The organism is Oceanobacillus salinisoli (assembly GCF_009733865.1).
Classification (GTDB): domain Bacteria; phylum Bacillota; class Bacilli; order Bacillales; family Amphibacillaceae; genus Oceanobacillus; species Oceanobacillus salinisoli.
On sequence record NZ_WOFB01000003.1, the window covers coordinates 117,709 to 136,020 of the forward strand.

Below are 18,312 nucleotides of genomic sequence, written 5' to 3' on the forward strand. Positions count from 1 at the left end.
TTCCAGCTCGAAAAGGTAGTCTATAATTCATTTTTCGATTGTTTTGCTCTTCTAAAACATAAGAACGTTTATTCGTTTTTTTCTTGGCAAATGATGAAAAACAATGTATGATGGTAGTAGTTAATTTAAGGAGGTAGTCTCGTTGGGTGATAGAAAACAAGCTTTAGATATGGCTTTAAGACAAATAGAGAAGCAATTTGGTAAAGGTTCGATAATGAAACTGGGGGAACAAGAGGTACAAAAGATTGCTACAATACCTAGTGGTTCACTAGCACTGGATGTTGCATTGGGAATTGGTGGCTACCCTAGAGGTAGAGTAATAGAAATCTATGGTCCGGAATCTTCAGGTAAAACGACAGTAGCTTTGCATGCTATTGCGGAAGCACAAAAACAAGGTGGACAAGCAGCATTTATTGATGCAGAACACGCGCTTGATCCTATTTATGCACGTGCATTAGGAGTAAATATTGATGAACTATTATTATCACAGCCTGACACCGGGGAACAAGCTTTGGAAATCGCTGAAGCATTGGTACGCAGTGGAGCTGTTGATATTGTGGTCGTCGACTCTGTTGCTGCACTTGTTCCGAAAGCGGAAATTGAAGGGGATATGGGGGATGCCCATGTTGGTTTGCAGGCACGACTTATGTCACAAGCATTAAGAAAACTTTCTGGTGCCATTAATAAATCAAAAACTACAGCTATTTTCATCAACCAAATTCGTGAAAAAGTTGGTGTGATGTTCGGAAATCCGGAAACGACTCCGGGTGGACGAGCACTTAAATTCTATTCATCTGTCAGACTGGAAGTTCGTCGTGCTGAACAATTAAAACAAGGTAATGATGTTGTTGGAAGTAAAGCTAGAGTTAAAGTAGTCAAAAATAAAGTAGCACCACCATTTAAACAAGCAGAAGTTGATATCATGTATGGGCAAGGTATTTCCAAAGAAGGTGAAATCATTGATATCGGAGCTGAATTAGATATCGTTGATAAAAGTGGTGCATGGTATTCTTATAATGGGGAAAGAGTTGGACAAGGAAGAGAAAATGCTAAACAATTTATTAAAGAAAATCCAGAAATAATGGATGAAATTCATCGTAAAATCCGTGAACATTATAGTATGGATGAATCTTCAGATGAAGCAGAACTGTTAGGCCAGGAAAGTCTTGATGTATAAAAGTAGAAAAGAGTAGCATAGTTAAAGAAAAATCCGAACGATGATGCCAAATTCTTCCGTTAGAATTTCGAATCAGTTCGGATTTTTTTAAGCCTGTTTTCTAACAAGGTTTGTATTTTTTGTCACTAAATACATAAAATTCGAATTATTTTTTGATAATGTTGGAGTGTTAACTACCGCTCTGGAAATTTGTGCTATTCAACTTTCTATCTGAGTGTGCTAATTGATGTTTGACTGGATTAGTGACCCAAAATAAAAGATACTTCGAAGCGAATGCAAGCTGCTATCATCATTAGAACAAGTGAGAGCACCACGATTATGAATTTTCATTAGCTCGAAGTTTATATCAATTCATAACACAAACTTTGCAAAAAAGCCTTTTATTATGTAAGAAAGACCCCAACTTCAAGAATGATAAGTGGGGGACAGCAGCGAGTAAACTCCTGATTCGTTTAATCCTAACCATCAGAGGGAGATGAGAGTACCCCTTAGATTCACTTTATCTTACAATAGCAATTCAGCTTTGCTTAAGCTATATATCAATAAACGAGGGTTTTTCTTTTATTATTCTTCTGTGACGTTTTCTTGACATTTGCAATACAGACAATTACAATTGAGATTGTATAATTTTATAATTTTTATAAGATCAATTGTTAGATTATGCACCTAAATGTTACATGCCGACAATATGTATGAAAAACCTATGGCAATAGGAGGTGAAATGATGGACCTTATTTATGTAATCATCTCCATTTTGCTTACTCTGATCGTCGGTATTGTTGTTGGTTATCTGATACGTAAATCTATTGCAGAAGCTAAAATTTCTAGTGCGGAAAACTTAGCAAAACAAATTGTAGAGGAAGCACGTCGAAATGCGGAAGCCTCTAAAAAGGAGGCGCTTCTTGAGGCGAAAGATGAAAATCATAAACTTCGCCAGCAAACAGAAGACGAATTGCGGGAACGTCGTATGGAAGTGCAGAAGCAAGAAAATCGTCTGTTGCAAAAAGAAGAAAGTCTTGACAGAAAAAGTGAAACCTTAGACAAGCGTGAACTGTTGTTAGAGAATAAAGAACAATCACTAGCAGAAAAACAACAACAAATTGAAGAAATGAAAAGCAAAGTGGAAGCTATGAAAGAAAAGCAGCAAACGGAGCTTGAGCGCATTTCTGGGTATACAACGGACCAAGCGAAACAGATTATTTTAGAGCGAATTGAAAACGATGTAAAACATGATTCAGCAGTTATGATTAAAGAAGCAGAGAATCGTGTGAAAGAAGAAGCAGATAAAAAAGCCAAAAGTATTTTATCACTTGCTTTACAGCGGTGTGCCGCAGACCACGTTACTGAAACAACCGTATCTGTTGTAAACCTACCAAATGATGAGATGAAAGGTCGTATTATTGGGCGTGAAGGCCGTAATATACGTACACTCGAGACGTTAACGGGGATAGATTTAATTATCGATGATACACCGGAAGCAGTTGTTTTATCTGGTTTTGATCCAATTCGAAGAGAGATCGCTCGTATTGCATTAGAGAAACTTGTTCAGGATGGTCGAATTCACCCGGCTAGAATTGAAGAAATGGTGGATAAGGCTAGACGTGAAGTTGATGAATATATACGTGAAGTTGGAGAAGAAACAACATTTGAGGTTGGTGTACATGGTCTACATCCGGACTTGGTAAAAATACTTGGACGTCTAAAATATCGTACAAGCTATGGTCAAAATGTGTTGAAGCATTCCACAGAGGTTGCGTATCTCTCAGGTTTACTTGCTGCTGAATTAGGCGAAGATGTAACGTTAGCGAGAAGAGCGGGACTGCTTCATGACATTGGAAAAGCAATTGACCACGAAGTAGAAGGCAGTCACGTAGAAATTGGTAAAGAATTAGCAATCAAGTATAAAGAACATCCGGTTGTCATTAATTCGATTGCTTCCCACCACGGTGATGAAGAAGCTACTTCAATAATATCTGTACTCGTAGCAGCTGCTGATGCATTATCTGCAGCAAGGCCTGGTGCCAGAAGTGAAACACTGGAAAACTATATCAAGAGATTAGAGAAGTTAGAAGAAATCTCCGAATCATTTGAAGGTGTTGAAAAGTCCTTTGCTATTCAGGCAGGACGGGAAATTCGAATTATGGTAAAACCTGATGAAATTGATGATTTGGAATCTGTACGTGTTGCCAGAGAAATTCGGAAACGGATTGAAAACGAATTAGATTATCCTGGCCACATTAAAGTAACTGTAATCAGAGAAACAAGATCAGTAGAATATGCAAAATAAAGTAAACAAAAGTAGTCTAATTGACTGCTTTTGTTTTTTTAGGTCTTTTTACTAACACTGCTTTCTAAACTATTAGAAATGCGGTTACTCGTCTCACCGAAAAGATTTGTTGCGTTTTGTGAGCAAATATAATTTCACAGTTGATATAAATTGCTGATTAATTTAATTACAGGTACTATGATCGCTCCGGAAATACACTACGCTTTCCGTGGGCGACTGGTGATCCTCCTCGCGCTGCCTTCTTTAGGGGGCTCACCGATGCCTCTTTTCACACAGGAGTCTCCGTGTATTTCCTCCGCTGGTTTTGTGCTATTCTACTTTTATCTGAGTGTTGCTAATCGGGGTAATGATTGAATCTGAGAGCAGTTTATTTCTCTATATAACTCTCACTTCAAGTAAAAAGAAACTTATCATACGTCTCTTTTATAAGTTATAGCTATACATGAATCAGAAAACAAATACTAGCGTAGGCAGAATACGTAGACTCCTCGAAAATAAAAATCGATTTTCTTCGTGCGATGTAGAGCTACGGTTCGCGTTCCTTGTCCTGTGGGAATAGCACGTTCCAGACCTTAGCAGCGGCAAACTTTCCGCGAGGAGGCTTTAGGTCGTGCCCACGAACCGTAAGTATTCTGCCGGAGTGAATGCATACATGCTACCATCATTAGGACAAGCGAGAGAATCATGATATGAATTTTCGTTAGTCAGGAGTTTATATAAATTTCATAACAACAAACCTTGCGAAAAGAGCTTTTTTATACACCAGGAAAGGAAAATATACAAATATGGCTTTTAAATTTTGACATGGAAATTCCATTATGGAAAACTATAAGTATTATATGAGATAGGATGATTAATTGATGAAGATATTGTTTATTGGAGATGTCGTAGGTTCACCAGGGAGAGATATGGTAAAAGAGTATTTACCTAAGCTAAAAGAAAAATATCGCCCCAATTTAACGATTATTAATGGAGAAAATGCCGCAGCAGGTAAAGGGATTACGGAAAAAATTTATAAACAATTTATGGATTGGGGTGCCCAAGCCATAACGATGGGAAATCACACTTGGGATAAAAAAGAAATATTTGAATTTATTGACGGTGCTAAAAACATGATACGTCCTGCTAACTTTCCTAAAGGCACGCCTGGAAAGGGAATTGTTTACATAAATGTTAATGGAGCCGAAGTTGCGATTATTAATTTACAGGGAAGAACTTTTCTGCCAGCCATTGATGATCCTTTTATTAAAGTGGATGAATTAATAGAAGAAGCGAAAAAGCGGACCAACATTATTTTTGTAGATTTCCATGCAGAGGCAACAAGTGAAAAACAGGCCTTTGGCTGGTATGTTGATGGGCGTGTAAGCTCTGTTGTTGGTACACATACACATACACAAACCGCAGATGAACGCATTTTACCCAAGGGTACCGCATATATTACTGATGTAGGTATGACTGGTCCATATGATGGCATTTTAGGGGTGGAAAGAGATGCGGTGATAAAACGTTTTTTAACATCACTGCCTGTTCGCTTTGAAGTCCCCAAAGATGGAAGAACACAGTTGGGGGCAGTGCTGGTTACTGTTGACAATCAGAGTGGGAAAGCAACAAAGGTAGAACGAATATTGATTAACGATGATCATCCGTTCTTCAGTTAATGAAAAATCATTCTTTTAAAGCTGGTAATATTAGCCGCTTCTGAATTTGGTCCTATATGCTTTCCATTGATTTTAAGAGAAAAATAAAAAATGGCTGTTTTGTAAAAGACTACGGACTGTCGTTACTCGTCTCCGAAAAAATTGGTTGTTTTTGACGAAGAATACATATACAGCGAACTAATGAAAATTCTTATCGTGGCACTCACTTGTTATTTACAGTCAGAGTCAGTTAATCACCTGATAAAGTAAAGAAATTGCATTATTTTTTATGTGAACAACATGTCCAGAAGTCCATACATCAGGTTTTCCTTAGTCCGATTTATTGAATCTTATGAAAAATTGATGCATAATAGGGAATAAGCTAACATCTCCAAGAATATAGTAGCAATAGAACTACAATAGCAAATGAAGGAGGTACTAGTCATGGAAGTATTAAAGGTTTCAGCGAAATCAAGTCCAAATTCAGTAGCAGGTGCACTTGCGAATGTTTTACGTGAACGTGGTACAGCGGAGATTCAGGCGATTGGGGCAGGTGCGCTAAACCAGGCTGTGAAAGCTGTTGCTATAGCTAGAGGATTTGTAGCACCTAGTGGAGTGGATCTAATTTGTATCCCGGCCTTTACAGATATTATGATTGATAATGAAGAAAGAACAGCAATTAAATTGATTGTTGAGCCTAGATAATATGGATGATTAAAGCCTTCCTATACAGATAGGGAAGGTTTTTATTTGCTCATCTTCGTTTTTATTGTTAAATTTAAGTATGATGGTTATACTGTAAAATTGAAAAACTTATACATATAGAATGCTTTAGAAAGGAGTTTAGCAATGAATGAAGAGCAACGAAAGGAACAGTCACAAATTAAACAAGTAGATTCTATAAATGATAGAAATAAAGGGAATTTCAATCGCATAAAAGAAACTTCCAGCGAGGAAATGATAGCGAAATATTTTCATACTAGTTATCAGCCGCCTGACATAAAAAAAGCAAGAAAACGATATAAAGAAGACGTAAAATTCCATTATGATTTTTCCGTTCCAGATGATATGAAGTCCATTGGAGAAGGGAAAAAATTTCTGATTCGTACATATGGATGTCAGATGAATGAGCATGATACAGAAGTTATGGCAGGAATCTTACAAGATTTAGGGTATGAATCTACTTCTGATACAAATGAAGCAGATATTATCCTATTAAACACGTGCGCAATCCGTGAAAATGCTGAAAACAAAGTGTTTGGGGAAATTGGCCATTTAAAACCGCTTAAACTGGAAAAACCCGATTTAATTCTCGGAGTTTGTGGGTGTATGTCACAGGAAGAATCTGTCGTAAACCGAATTATGAAAAAACATCCACATGTTGATTTAATATTCGGAACGCATAATATTCATCGTCTTCCGGAATTAGTGAAGGGCGCCATGTTTGGTAAAGAACAGGTTGTGGAAGTATGGTCAAAAGAAGGTGATATCATTGAAAACCTTCCAAAAGCAAGAAAAGGGAAAATTAAAGCATGGGTTAATATTATGTATGGCTGTGACAAATTCTGTACCTATTGTATTGTCCCAATGACACGCGGGAAAGAAAGAAGCCGCCGACCAGAAGATATTATTCAGGAAGTACGGCACTTAGTTGCACAAGGATACCAGGAAGTAACATTACTTGGTCAAAACGTAAATGCCTATGGTAAGGATTTGGAAGGCATGGATTATACATTTGGTGACTTAATGAATGACATCCATAAGATTGATATCCCAAGAGTCCGGTTTACTACTTCCCACCCAAGAGATTTCGATGATCATTTAATTGAAGTGCTGTCACAGGGAGGTAATCTTCTTGATCATATTCATCTTCCGGTTCAATCAGGAAGTAGTGAAATATTAAAGAAAATGAATCGCAAATATACAAGAGAAGAGTATTTGGAATTAGTGCGTAAAATCCGCAAAGCTATCCCAAATGTAACACTAACAACGGATATTATCGTTGGATTCCCTAATGAAACAGAAGAGCAGTTTGAGGAAACGATGTCATTAGTAGAAGAAGTGGGATTTGAATCAGCTTATACGTTTATTTATTCACCTCGTGAAGGAACACCTGCAGCACGTAAAAAAGATGATGTACCTGAAGAAGTGAAGAAACAACGACTCTACCGTTTAAATGAATTAGTAAATAAACAGTCTGCAGAATCGATGAAACAATATAAAGATAAAGTAGTAAAAGTTCTCGTTGAGGGTGAAAGTAAAAAAGACCCTGATATATTGGCAGGATATACAGAAAAGAATAAATTAGTAAACTTTAAAGGTCCTAAATCGTCAATCGGAAAAATTGTTGATGTAAAAATTACCGAAGCAAAAACATGGTCATTAGATGGCATAATGGTGGAAAATACAATCGAGGTGAACTAATATGGCTACGTATTCACGCAAAGATGTTCTGGATGAGGCAAAGAAATTAGCAGAAATGCTTTCCAGTACAGAAGAAATCGATCGTTTTAAACAAGTCGAAGCAAAACTTAATGAAAATCAGAAAGTACAGAAATTAATTCAAAAAATTAAGACCTTGCAAAAACAGGCAGTAAATTTCCAAGCATATGGAAAACAAGAAGCGTTAAAGAAGATTGAAGATGAAATTGAGCGGCTGCAGAATGAAATTGATGAAATTCCGGTTGTCCAGGAGTTTAAAGAGACTCAAATCGTCGTAAATGATGTATTGCAGCTCGTTTCTGGAACAATCGCAAGGGAAGTAACGAACCATGTTATTGAGTCGACTGGTGGAGATATATTATCAGGGGAAACTGGTTCGAAAGCAAAGAATAAAGCAGGCTGCTCCCATTAATCTTTAAAATAGCCAGGTGAAAATAGTTCTTTCACCTGGCTATTTTAATGGAACAATCTATGGGAAATTCCTCATATAATAAAATAAATAAAATTCTCCTAATTATTCTATTCTCTCTGTAACAACGCTCAGTCAAATAATATGTAATGATTCCCCCTTTTTTCGTAAATAGCTATGCACTTTAGGTATTTGTCTTGCATAAAATGACTATGAAAAAAGAGGAGGTAAAAGTAATTATGACTTTTCTTGATAAAGAGTACAGAGAAATCATTACAAAAGCTGTCTGTGGGAAAGGACGCAAATTTGCACAGGACTCTCATTCCATCACACCATCACATAGACCTTCAAGCATTCTAGGATGCTGGGTGATCAATCACTTATATAATGCGAAGAAGAAATCAGAGGATACGGTGGAAATAAGTGGAAGTTACGATATTAATGTTTGGTATTCGTACAATGACAATACAAAAACGGAAGTTGTAACAGAGAGAGTAAATTATACAGATGTTATTCCACTTTCCACTAAAGATAAAAATACAATTAGTGATGAATATGATGTATTAGCTAAAGTGATCCAGCAGCCTAACTGTCTAGAATGCAAAATTGCAGGTAACGGACACAAAATTGTTGTGGAAATTGAACGTGAATTTGTCGTGCAAGTGATTGGTGAAACGAAGGTTTTCGTGAGAGTAGATCCTGAGTGGGAAAACGAGGATGACGTTGATGAGGAAGCATGGGAGCATGAAGTGACAGATGAAGAATTAGAAGGCGTGAAACCAGACTTCTTGAATAATAAAGATTAAGAATAAATACGAGGGATCAATTCTCTCGTATTTTTCTTTTTCTACTATGAATCTTAAATTCGTCACATCTCCATTTGTCTTCATTTGTGCTATAATAATATAAGTAAATATCGGTTTTTTTGGAGGATTTATTATGGCAAAAATGACACCAATGATGGAACAGTATATTAAAATCAAAGCAGATTATAAGGATGCCTTTTTATTTTATCGTTTAGGTGATTTTTATGAGATGTTTTATGATGATGCAATAAAAGCAGCACGAGAGCTGGAAATAACTTTAACGAAACGAAGTAATGGAAAAAGTGAACCGATTCCAATGTGCGGAGTACCTTACCATTCAGCAGAAGGGTATATAAAGACGTTAATAGATAAAGGATATAAAGTTGCGATATGTGAGCAGGTGGAAGATCCGAAAACAGCCAAAGGAGTTGTGAAAAGAGAGGTTGTACAGCTTATTACCCCAGGGACAGTCATGGAGAGTAATATGTTAAATGAAGGGGAGAATAACTATATTGCTAGTCTTTCACACTTTCAGGATGGTTCATATGTAATTGTATATAACGATCTTTCCACGGGGGAAAATAGACTGGCAAAGATTTCTCATGGCTGGGACGCTGTAATTCATGAATTATATAATCAGCCTATCAAAGAAATTGTCATTTCATCCAATCTTCCTGAAAACCTTCAAAACCAATTAAAAGATAGATTAAATGTAACCCTATCCTACCAAAATGAAATTACATTTAATGCAGAATATCGTGATCTTAGTGAAAATTTGAATGATGAGCACCTAATGAAGGCATTCAGCCGCTTGTTAAACTATATTCAAAACACGCAAAAGCGCTCACTAGATCACTTAAAGAAAGCAGAGGTAATAGAGTTAAAGAATTACCTTTCATTGGATATGTATTCTAAGCGTAATCTGGAGTTAACAGAAACTATTATAAAAAAAGGGAAACAAGGAAGTCTCCTATGGGTGCTGGATCATACAGTTACGGCAATGGGCTCCAGAACACTAAAAAAATGGCTGGAGAGACCATTATTAGATAAAAAAAGGATTGAAGATAGATTAGATGCGGTAGAGGGGCTATACCAAGGCTTTTTGGAAAGAGATGAGATTCGTGAAATCTTAAAGTCCATATATGATTTGGAACGATTATCTGGAAGAGTAGCGTTTGGAAATGTTAATGCCAGGGATTTAATTCAATTGAAACAATCCCTAGAGAAAATTCCTGAATTAAAGGCTATATTAAATCAGTTTGATCAAAAACAGATTAAAAAATTAGCAGACGGTTTAATTTATCCAGAGTATATTGTAGAATTGTTGCATTCTGGTATTGTAGATGATCCTCCTGTAACGATTAAAGAAGGATCAATTATTAAGGATGGATATAATGAGACACTTGATGCCTATCGTGATGCATCAAGAAATGGGAAGAAATGGATAGCAGAATTAGAGAAAAAAGAAAAACAGGAAACAAATATTAAATCGTTGAAAATCGGTTTTAATAAAGTGTTTGGTTATTATATTGAAGTAACAAAAGCGAACTTGCATTTGCTGCCTGAAGGAAAATATCAGCGTAAGCAGACGTTGACAAATGCGGAACGATTCATCACACCGGAACTTAAAGAAAAAGAAGAGTTAATTCTGGAAGCGGAAGAAAAAAGCATTGATTTGGAATATCAATTGTTTATAGAAATTAGGGATAGGATAAAAGAGTATATTCCAGAGCTTCAGCATTTGGCTGATGTAGTGAGTCAAATCGATGTGCTCCAGGCTTTTGCAACGGTAAGTGAAAAGAATAATTATAAGCGTCCGTCCTTTGGAGAAAAACGTCTTTCCATCAAAAATGGACGTCACCCAGTCGTAGAACAAGTGATGAAAGATGGTTCTTATGTGCCCAATGATATAACACTGGATGAAGATCACCATATGCTATTAATTACAGGTCCGAATATGTCAGGTAAGAGTACGTACATGCGACAGCTGGCCTTGACAGTAATTATGGCACAAATTGGGTGCTTTATTCCAAGTGACGAAGCGGAACTGATTATTTTTGATCAAATATTTACCCGCATTGGTGCTGCTGATGATTTAGTTTCTGGACAAAGTACATTTATGGTGGAGATGCTGGAGGCCAATCACGCTATTTCCAATGCTACAGACAAGAGTTTAATTCTATTGGATGAAATTGGTCGTGGGACAAGCACCTATGATGGAATGGCATTGGCACAGGCGATTGTGGAATATATTCATCATAATATTCATGCTAAAACATTATTTTCCACACACTACCATGAATTAACTGCATTGGAGAAAACATTGCCCCGGTTAAAAAATATTCATGTTCGAGCGGAAGAATATGAAGGGAATGTTGTCTTCCTTCATCAAATCAATGAAGGTGCAGCAGATAAAAGTTATGGTATCCATGTTGCGAAACTTGCCAATTTGCCAGATTCTTTAATAGAAAGAGCAAGTACTATTTTGCAGGAATTAGAAGATGGAGATAAGGCACAGCCAAAAACCGAAAATCTTGACTCTGAACAAATCTCCTTTTTTGTGGAAGAAGTAGAAGAAAAGGAGAGAAATCCTGAGAAAATAGAGCTTTCTGATTCAGAGAAAACAGTCATTCAATCATTAAAGGACATAAATTTATTTGATATGACACCAATGGAAGCAATGAATGAGTTATATCGTTTACAAAAAGAAGCCAAAAATTCGTAAGCAGGGAATCATAGAAAGGATTTTGTTTGCATGAAGATTGTTCAAATGTCTGATGCATTAGCGAATAAAATAGCTGCAGGTGAAGTGGTTGAAAGGCCGGCATCGGTTGTAAAGGAACTGGTTGAAAATAGTATCGATGCAAACAGCACATGGATTAAAGTAGATATTTTAGAAGCGGGACTGGAACAAATTAAAGTGATTGATAATGGAGGCGGGATGAGCGAAGAAGACAGTGAACGTGCTTTTCTTCCTCATGCAACCAGTAAAATAAAAAGTGAAAGTGATTTATTTCATGTAAAAACATTGGGATTTCGTGGAGAGGCATTAGCTAGTATTGCCTCTGTGAGTAAATTAACGATCCAAACATCGGAAGGCAAGGAAGCAGGTACCTGTCTAGTATTAGAAGGTGGAAAAATAATAGATAGAAAGAAAAGTGATGCAAGAAAGGGAACGGAAATTACTGTTGATCATTTATTTTTTAATACACCAGCTCGTCTAAAATACATGAAAAGCCTTCATACGGAGCTAGGGCATATTACTGATTTGCTGAATCGGCTTGCTCTTTCCCATCCGAATATTCGCTTTGAAGCAACTCATAATGGAAAGGGGCTGTTTAAAACAGCTGGAACCGGAGATTTACTTCATGTTGTTTCACAGGTATACGGTATGAATGTAGCCAAAAATATGCTTCCGGTAAGTGAAAATACACTCGATTTTCAGATTGAGGGATATATCGCCAAACCTGAAGTGACAAGAGCATCCAAGAATTATATTTCTACCATCATTAACGGCAGATATATCAAAAGTATTCCATTGAATCAGGCGATTATCCGCGGCTATCATACACTGCTGCCAATTGGGCGATCACCAATCGTCGTACTATCTATTAAAATGGACCCGATTTTAGTGGATGTGAATGTACACCCTACCAAACTGGAGGTACGGTTTAGTAAAGATAAAGAATTATTTACATTAATTGAAGAATTAATTCGCAATAAGTTTCGGGAAATCACTTTAATTCCTGAAATGGAACAGCGACAAAAGCCAAAGATAAAAGAAAAGAGCTATCAACATACGATGAATTTTGAAAGCTCAAAAGCAGTAGCCGAACCAACAGGAAATCAGTTAAACGAAAACATGCATATCAATGAAGAAAAAACAGAGCGTGAATCTGCAGAAGAACCAGTTCCAGCAACTACTGTTGAAGCAAGCTTACAATCTGAACCGGAAGAAAAGGAAATAGATGACCATTCTGTTTCAAAAGATACAGATATTCAATCTGATGAAGAATATGCCAACTCCTCAAAGCAGCGTGTTCCAGCAATGTATCCAATCGGTCAATTGCAGGGTACGTATATATTGGCGCAAAATGAAAATGGATTGTACATGATTGATCAACATGCTGCACAGGAGCGAGTTAAATATGAGTTTTTTAAGGAAAAGCTTGGTAAACCAGTCAATGTATCACAAGAACTATTACTTCCAATGACATTTGAGTTTTCCAAACAAGAAGCTATTTTTATCGAACAGTATAAAGAAGAGTTAGAAAAAGTAGGACTATTTTTTGAGAATTTCGGTAGCCAGACATATGTTATTCGTTCCCATCCTAATTGGTTTCCTAATGGATTTGAAGAAGAGATCATCCGGGAGATGGTAGAACAGATTATCAACGAAGAAAAGGTAAATATTGAAGCGATTAGAGAAGAAGCGGCTATCTTGATGTCATGCAAACGTTCGATAAAAGCCAATCATTATCTGAATCAGGATGAAATGTTTCGGTTGTTGGAAGATCTCCGAAATACAACCGATCCATTTACTTGTCCGCACGGAAGACCAATTATTGTCCACTTTTCTACCTATGAACTGGAAAAAATGTTTAAACGGATTATGTAGCAGGGTATAAATCACACACTTCTTTGGTAATGATAGTAGAAAAAAGAGGTGTGAGTGTTGGAAAATAAAAATCAGGAATTGATTAATTTTTTAAATCAAACATTATCCAATTACTTTGTTCTGTACGTAAAACTACATCGCTATCATTGGTTTATTCAAGGCAGGCATTTTTTTACACTGCATGAAAAATTTGAGGAAATGTACGAAATGGTGGCCAGTGATTTAGATGAAATTGCAGAACGAATCTTAGCAATAGATGGAAAACCGCTAGCAACGATGGTAAAATATTTAAAAGAAACAACACTAACGGAAGCGAATGCAGACGACAAGGAAAATGAAATCATCGAACAATTAACAAAGGATTACAAACAGATTATTGATGAAATTAAGAAGGATGGCATCCGACTTGCTGAGGAGCATCAGGATGAACCATCTGCAGATTTGTTAATTTCTATTCAAGCAAAACTGGAAAAATACGTTTGGATGCTCAATAGCTATCGTGCGTACGATTCACATGAATAAATAAATGTAACTAGGGGAATACTAATGAAAAAAACCGTAATAGCTATTATGGGGCCTACTGCAGTGGGCAAAACGAAATTAAGTATTGAAGTTGCCAAACAGTTTAATGGTGAAGTGATAAGTGGTGACTCGATGCAAATATATAAAGGAATGGATATAGGTACAGCAAAAATCAAGGAAGAAGAAATGGAAGGAATTCCTCATCATATGATTGATATGAAAGAACCAGATGAGGAATTTTCTGTTGCTGATTTTAAGAATTACGTTCAAAACTATATAGATGAAATCAGCAATCGAAATAAATTGCCCATCCTTGTTGGTGGAAGTGGTCTATACATCCAGGCTGCTCTATTTGATTATAACTTTTCGAACCAAAAAAGAGATGAAACGCTTACTCGTCAATTGGAAGATAGAATTAAAAGAGAAGGTCCCTTACCGTCATATAACCGTTTGAAAGAGATTGATCCCGTACAAGCAGAAAAGATTCATCCTAATAATCACAGACGCCTGATTCGTGCATTAGAAATCTATGAAACAACTGGATTAACCATGACAGAATATCAAAATAATCAAACCTTTGAATCTCCGTATTATTTAGTGCTAATCGGGTTAGAAATGGAAAGAGCACAGTTATATGAGCAAATCAATCAGCGTGTGGATGTAATGGTAGAGGAAGGATTAGTCGATGAGGTAAGCAAACTGCTCGAAAAAGGATATGAAGGATGTCAATCCATGAATGCCATCGGTTATAAAGAATTCATCCCTTATTTTAGAGGAGAGAAATCGCTGGAGGAGTCCATTGAAATATTGAAACGTAATTCACGAAGATATGCAAAACGTCAATATACCTGGTTCAAAAATAAAATGGATATTACCTGGTATGACATGACGGATACAAATAATAGAAATGAAAAGTTTCCTATGATTTTGGATGATTTAGCAGGAATTTTAAAAAATACATAGAATTTATTAAAATATAGATAGAAAAGAGGAGGAAGCACGATGGCACAAACTGTCAACATTCAGGACCAATACTTAAATCAATTAAGGAAGAACCATATTTCTGTTACTGTGATTCTGACAAATGGTTTTCAATTAAGGGGTATCGTGAAAGCATTTGATAATTTTACTGTATTGGTGGAAACGGAAGGCAAGCAGCAACTGATTTTTAAACATGCAATCTCAACATTTGCACCTGTTAAGAACATTACGCTTGAAAAAGAATAGGCTATAAACGGGCGATATATCGTCCGTTTTTTAATTTGCATCATGCTCCCCTATACTATTTAGGCATTTGTCACAAGTTGTTGGTCATATGCGTATACTGAAAGTGATTGAAGGGGTGATGGTGTGGAATCGCAAAAAAACCGTTATAAAAATAGTCAAATTAATATAATACTGCATGAAAACAAAAAGATTAAATCAGAAAACAGCACAAACTTTCGTTATATAGAGAATAATCCATTTAAGAATATAGATGAGGAATTTTCTACGTTTATTGGTATGAATAAACTAAAATCGACTATAAAAGAAATTTATGCAACAATTGTTATTAATGAAAAACGGAACGAATTAGGATTAAAAAATACGAAGCAAGTCCTCCATATGTTATTTAAAGGAAACCCTGGCACAGGCAAGACAACAGTAGCGAGAAAGCTTGCTAAACTTTACTTTGATATGAATTTGCTATCAAAAGGGCATTTTATAGAAGCAGAGCGTGCAGATTTAGTTGGAGAATATATTGGCCAAACTGCTCAGAAAACACGCGCCATGATCCAGAAGGCAATGGGTGGAATACTGTTTATCGATGAAGCATATTCACTTGCGCGTGGCGGTGAAAAAGATTTTGGCAAGGAAGCTATTGATACGCTTGTAAAACACATGGAAGATAATCATAATGATTTTGTTCTTATATTAGCTGGATATCCCCACGAAATGGACCGGTTTCTGCGGCTAAATCCAGGGTTAAAATCCAGGTTTCCATTCATTCTAAATTTCGAGGACTATGAAGTGGATGAATTGCTGAAAATTGCCAAGCAAATGGCAGCACAAAGAGAATACAAATTAACAAAAGAAGCAGAATGGGAACTTCGGAATCATTTATATAAAAAAACTCAGGAAAGATTAACCAATTTTGCCAACGCCCGTTATATACGCAATGTGATTGAGCATTCCATTCGTCTGCATGCTGTAAGACTGCTGGAACAAGACCGTTATTCTTCTGATGATTTAATTTATTTAACTGCAAGAGATTTACAATTGAATGAGTTATCTTAAATTTCCAGAACCTTTTTAGAATAACCTCTAGCAAAAACACGGCTGGAGAAATTTATCTTATCATTCTCAGCCAGAAGACTCCCTCTTTCATCGTGAGAAGGGAATTATCCCAACGATAAGGGGGAGATGAATGGCTGTTGGTGATAGCCAAAAACTCCCTTACTATGTTACGATAAGAACAAACGTTCCTAATTAGTGAGGTGATTTCATGTTGGTAAAAAAGCGTTTAAGTTTCGTATCTTTTCTAATCAAAAACAGATCGAACTCATAAATAAAATCATTGGCTGTTCGAGATTTGTATTTAATTACTTCCTCGCTAAGCAGAAACAAAAAGATGCTTACCGGTACATCGTTGAAGAAATGAAACAAAACGGACAACTGCCAACAAACAACTGGAAAGGTGAGTTTTTCAATAAATATGATTCAGTTAAGGCTGTTAGGCAGTTGAAGGAACATTATTCTTTCCTAAAAGAAGTAGACAGCATTTCCCTTCAAAAATCCGTTGAAAATCTAGCAGATGCTTACCAACGCTATTACAGGAAACAAAACAAAATGCCCTGTTTTAAAAGCAAAAAAACAAGGTGCAATCCTATAGCATGTCGAGTCCATCACCAAAGAGATATTAACGCAGGGTTAAATCTCAGAAATGAAGCTCTAAGGCTTCTAACCGCAGGGACTGCGGGGTTAGCCTAATCGATAACTGGCGGTTACGCTGGTGTTCTTAGGAATCCCCCATTTCAATCAGATCATGGGGTCGATAAGTGGTGGGTAGTTCAATGTTTGACTTTAATTGGTATGATGATAACGTAGACGAAAGGCAAACCTAATATGAATGAATATCAGAAAGAGGTTAATTCCATGTCAGAAGAAAGAATACTGATAATCGCCGTAAAAAAACCAGAACTACAAGAGGAACGATTTCAGTCATCACTAGAAGAATTAATATCCTTAGGAAAAACAGCCGGAGGATATGTCGTTAAAGTGATCACACAAAAACGCAACAGAATTCACCCTGCTACATATATTGGCGAAGGAAAATTGCAAGAAATAAAACACGAGGTAGAAGAAGCTGATATCGATTTAATTATTTCAAATGATGAGCTTTCCCCTGGACAATTACGAAATTTAAACCATTATTTAGATGTGCGAATTATTGATAGAAGCCAATTAATCTTAGATATATTTGCTCAGCGCGCCAATACAAAAGAAGGGAAGTTACAGGTTGAACTTGCACAATTGGAATATATGCTTCCAAGACTGGGCGGACAAGGGATTGAAATGTCACGGCTTGGTGCTGGAATTGGTACCAGGGGGCCTGGGGAGACTAAATTAGAAACGGATCGCAGACATATTCGGAATAGAATTGTTGATATAAAGCGAAGACTGAAAATGGTTGTACGCCAGAGAGAGCAATACAGAAAGAGGAGAAAAACAAATGACGTATTTCAACTTGCGATTGTTGGATATACAAATGCAGGAAAGTCAACCATTTTTAATCGGCTCACAAATAGTGAGACATTAGAAGAAAATTTGCTGTTCGCAACCCTTGATCCGTTAACAAGAAAGATACAATTGCCCTCAGGTTTCCAGGCTCTGATTACTGATACAGTCGGATTTCTTCAGGATCTACCAACTTCATTGATTGCTGCTTTTCGCTCCACGCTGGAAGAGGTAAGGGAAGCAGACTTTTTACTGCATGTCGTAGATGCATCCCAGGAAAACCAGTTACAACAGCAGAAAACGGTCATGAAATTATTGGAGGAACTCGAAGCTCATTCGATTCCCATGCTTACCGTATACAACAAAAAAGATTTAATTGAGGATGATTTTTTTCCGATGCAGCATCCAAATCTTCTCATAAGTGCCTATGAACAGGAAGATTTACGAAAACTGCTAGTAGCTATCGAATCGCTTTTAGCAAAGCAGTGGAAGAACTATACTGTTCAAATTGATTCAGATGATGGCAGTATGATTGCCAGGCTGGAACGTGATACAATCATTACTGACAAAACGTTTGATGAAGATAAGAATAAATATATACTTCATGGTTACATGAAAAGAGATCATTCACTAAGCTATTTGATAAATCAGAATAAAAATAAGTAGAAAAAATCAGAGTAATGGTCGAAATATTACT

General features: G+C 36.6%; 15 protein-coding genes. All 15 read left to right on the forward strand.

Going from position 1 to position 18,312, the window contains the following annotated elements; translation table 11 throughout:
* Nucleotides 1-142: 142 nt before the first annotated feature.
* Nucleotides 143-1,177, forward strand: a complete 1,035-nt coding sequence (gene recA, locus GMJ66_RS04420) for a recombinase RecA (RefSeq protein ID WP_156289127.1) — start codon at nt 143-145, stop codon at nt 1,175-1,177.
* A 724-nt stretch (nt 1,178-1,901) separates the two neighbouring features.
* Nucleotides 1,902-3,464, forward strand: a complete 1,563-nt coding sequence (rny, locus tag GMJ66_RS04425) for a ribonuclease Y (RefSeq protein WP_156289128.1) — start codon at nt 1,902-1,904, stop codon at nt 3,462-3,464.
* A gap of 860 nt (nt 3,465-4,324) precedes the next feature.
* Nucleotides 4,325-5,122, forward strand: a complete 798-nt coding sequence (locus GMJ66_RS04430) for a TIGR00282 family metallophosphoesterase (protein WP_156289129.1) — start codon at nt 4,325-4,327, stop codon at nt 5,120-5,122.
* Nucleotides 5,123-5,545: 423 nt separating this feature from the next.
* Nucleotides 5,546-5,806, forward strand: a complete 261-nt coding sequence (gene spoVS / locus GMJ66_RS04435; RefSeq protein ID WP_047186108.1) for a stage V sporulation protein SpoVS — start codon at nt 5,546-5,548, stop codon at nt 5,804-5,806.
* Between the two features lie 144 nt (nt 5,807-5,950).
* Nucleotides 5,951-7,525, forward strand: a complete 1,575-nt coding sequence (miaB, locus tag GMJ66_RS04440; protein ID WP_156289130.1) for a tRNA (N6-isopentenyl adenosine(37)-C2)-methylthiotransferase MiaB — start codon at nt 5,951-5,953, stop codon at nt 7,523-7,525.
* A gap of 1 nt (nt 7,526) precedes the next feature.
* A complete protein-coding gene (locus GMJ66_RS04445) occupies nt 7,527-7,955 on the forward strand; it encodes a RicAFT regulatory complex protein RicA family protein (protein WP_156289131.1) in 429 nt (142 codons plus the stop codon).
* 236 nt (nt 7,956-8,191) lie between these two features.
* Nucleotides 8,192-8,758, forward strand: coding sequence for an outer spore coat protein CotE (locus GMJ66_RS04450; RefSeq protein ID WP_156289132.1), 567 nt, complete (start codon nt 8,192-8,194; stop codon nt 8,756-8,758).
* 133 nt (nt 8,759-8,891) lie between these two features.
* Nucleotides 8,892-11,483 (forward strand): DNA mismatch repair protein MutS, encoded by a 2,592-nt coding sequence (gene mutS, locus GMJ66_RS04455; RefSeq protein ID WP_156289133.1) that lies wholly within the window; start codon nt 8,892-8,894, stop codon nt 11,481-11,483.
* A 30-nt stretch (nt 11,484-11,513) separates the two neighbouring features.
* The gene (mutL, locus tag GMJ66_RS04460) at nt 11,514-13,376 is read left to right on the forward strand and encodes a DNA mismatch repair endonuclease MutL (RefSeq protein WP_156289134.1); all 1,863 of its coding nucleotides are present in this window, start codon (nt 11,514-11,516) and stop codon (nt 13,374-13,376) included.
* Nucleotides 13,377-13,433: 57 nt separating this feature from the next.
* A complete protein-coding gene (locus GMJ66_RS04465; protein WP_156289135.1) occupies nt 13,434-13,898 on the forward strand; it encodes a Dps family protein in 465 nt (154 codons plus the stop codon).
* A 24-nt stretch (nt 13,899-13,922) separates the two neighbouring features.
* Nucleotides 13,923-14,861 carry a tRNA (adenosine(37)-N6)-dimethylallyltransferase MiaA gene (gene miaA / locus GMJ66_RS04470; protein WP_156289136.1) on the forward strand — a complete coding sequence of 313 codons (939 nt, stop codon included), beginning with the start codon at nt 13,923-13,925 and terminating at the stop codon, nt 14,859-14,861.
* Nucleotides 14,862-14,900: 39 nt separating this feature from the next.
* Complete coding sequence (gene hfq / locus GMJ66_RS04475; protein WP_156289137.1) at nt 14,901-15,125, forward strand: RNA chaperone Hfq; 225 nt, start codon at nt 14,901-14,903, stop codon at nt 15,123-15,125.
* Between the two features lie 123 nt (nt 15,126-15,248).
* Nucleotides 15,249-16,175, forward strand: coding sequence for a stage V sporulation protein K (spoVK, locus tag GMJ66_RS04480; protein ID WP_156289138.1), 927 nt, complete (start codon nt 15,249-15,251; stop codon nt 16,173-16,175).
* Nucleotides 16,176-16,442: 267 nt separating this feature from the next.
* Nucleotides 16,443-16,868, forward strand: coding sequence for a helix-turn-helix domain-containing protein (locus tag GMJ66_RS04485; RefSeq protein WP_231514819.1), 426 nt, complete (start codon nt 16,443-16,445; stop codon nt 16,866-16,868).
* Nucleotides 16,869-17,033: 165 nt separating this feature from the next.
* A complete protein-coding gene (gene hflX / locus GMJ66_RS04490) occupies nt 17,034-18,281 on the forward strand; it encodes a GTPase HflX (protein WP_156289139.1) in 1,248 nt (415 codons plus the stop codon).
* The last annotated feature ends 31 nt before the right edge of the window (nt 18,282-18,312 follow it).

Coding starts and splice junctions, on each gene's coding strand:
- rny (WP_156289128.1), top strand. CDS start 1,902: ATGGACCTTATTTATGTAATCATCTCCATTTTGCTTACTCTGATCGTC.
- GMJ66_RS04430 (WP_156289129.1), top strand. CDS start 4,325: ATGAAGATATTGTTTATTGGAGATGTCGTAGGTTCACCAGGGAGAGAT.
- spoVS (WP_047186108.1), top strand. CDS start 5,546: ATGGAAGTATTAAAGGTTTCAGCGAAATCAAGTCCAAATTCAGTAGCA.
- miaB (WP_156289130.1), top strand. CDS start 5,951: ATGAATGAAGAGCAACGAAAGGAACAGTCACAAATTAAACAAGTAGAT.
- GMJ66_RS04445 (WP_156289131.1), top strand. CDS start 7,527: ATGGCTACGTATTCACGCAAAGATGTTCTGGATGAGGCAAAGAAATTA.
- GMJ66_RS04450 (WP_156289132.1), top strand. CDS start 8,192: ATGACTTTTCTTGATAAAGAGTACAGAGAAATCATTACAAAAGCTGTC.
- mutS (WP_156289133.1), top strand. CDS start 8,892: ATGGCAAAAATGACACCAATGATGGAACAGTATATTAAAATCAAAGCA.
- mutL (WP_156289134.1), top strand. CDS start 11,514: ATGAAGATTGTTCAAATGTCTGATGCATTAGCGAATAAAATAGCTGCA.
- miaA (WP_156289136.1), top strand. CDS start 13,923: ATGAAAAAAACCGTAATAGCTATTATGGGGCCTACTGCAGTGGGCAAA.
- hfq (WP_156289137.1), top strand. CDS start 14,901: ATGGCACAAACTGTCAACATTCAGGACCAATACTTAAATCAATTAAGG.
- hflX (WP_156289139.1), top strand. CDS start 17,034: ATGTCAGAAGAAAGAATACTGATAATCGCCGTAAAAAAACCAGAACTA.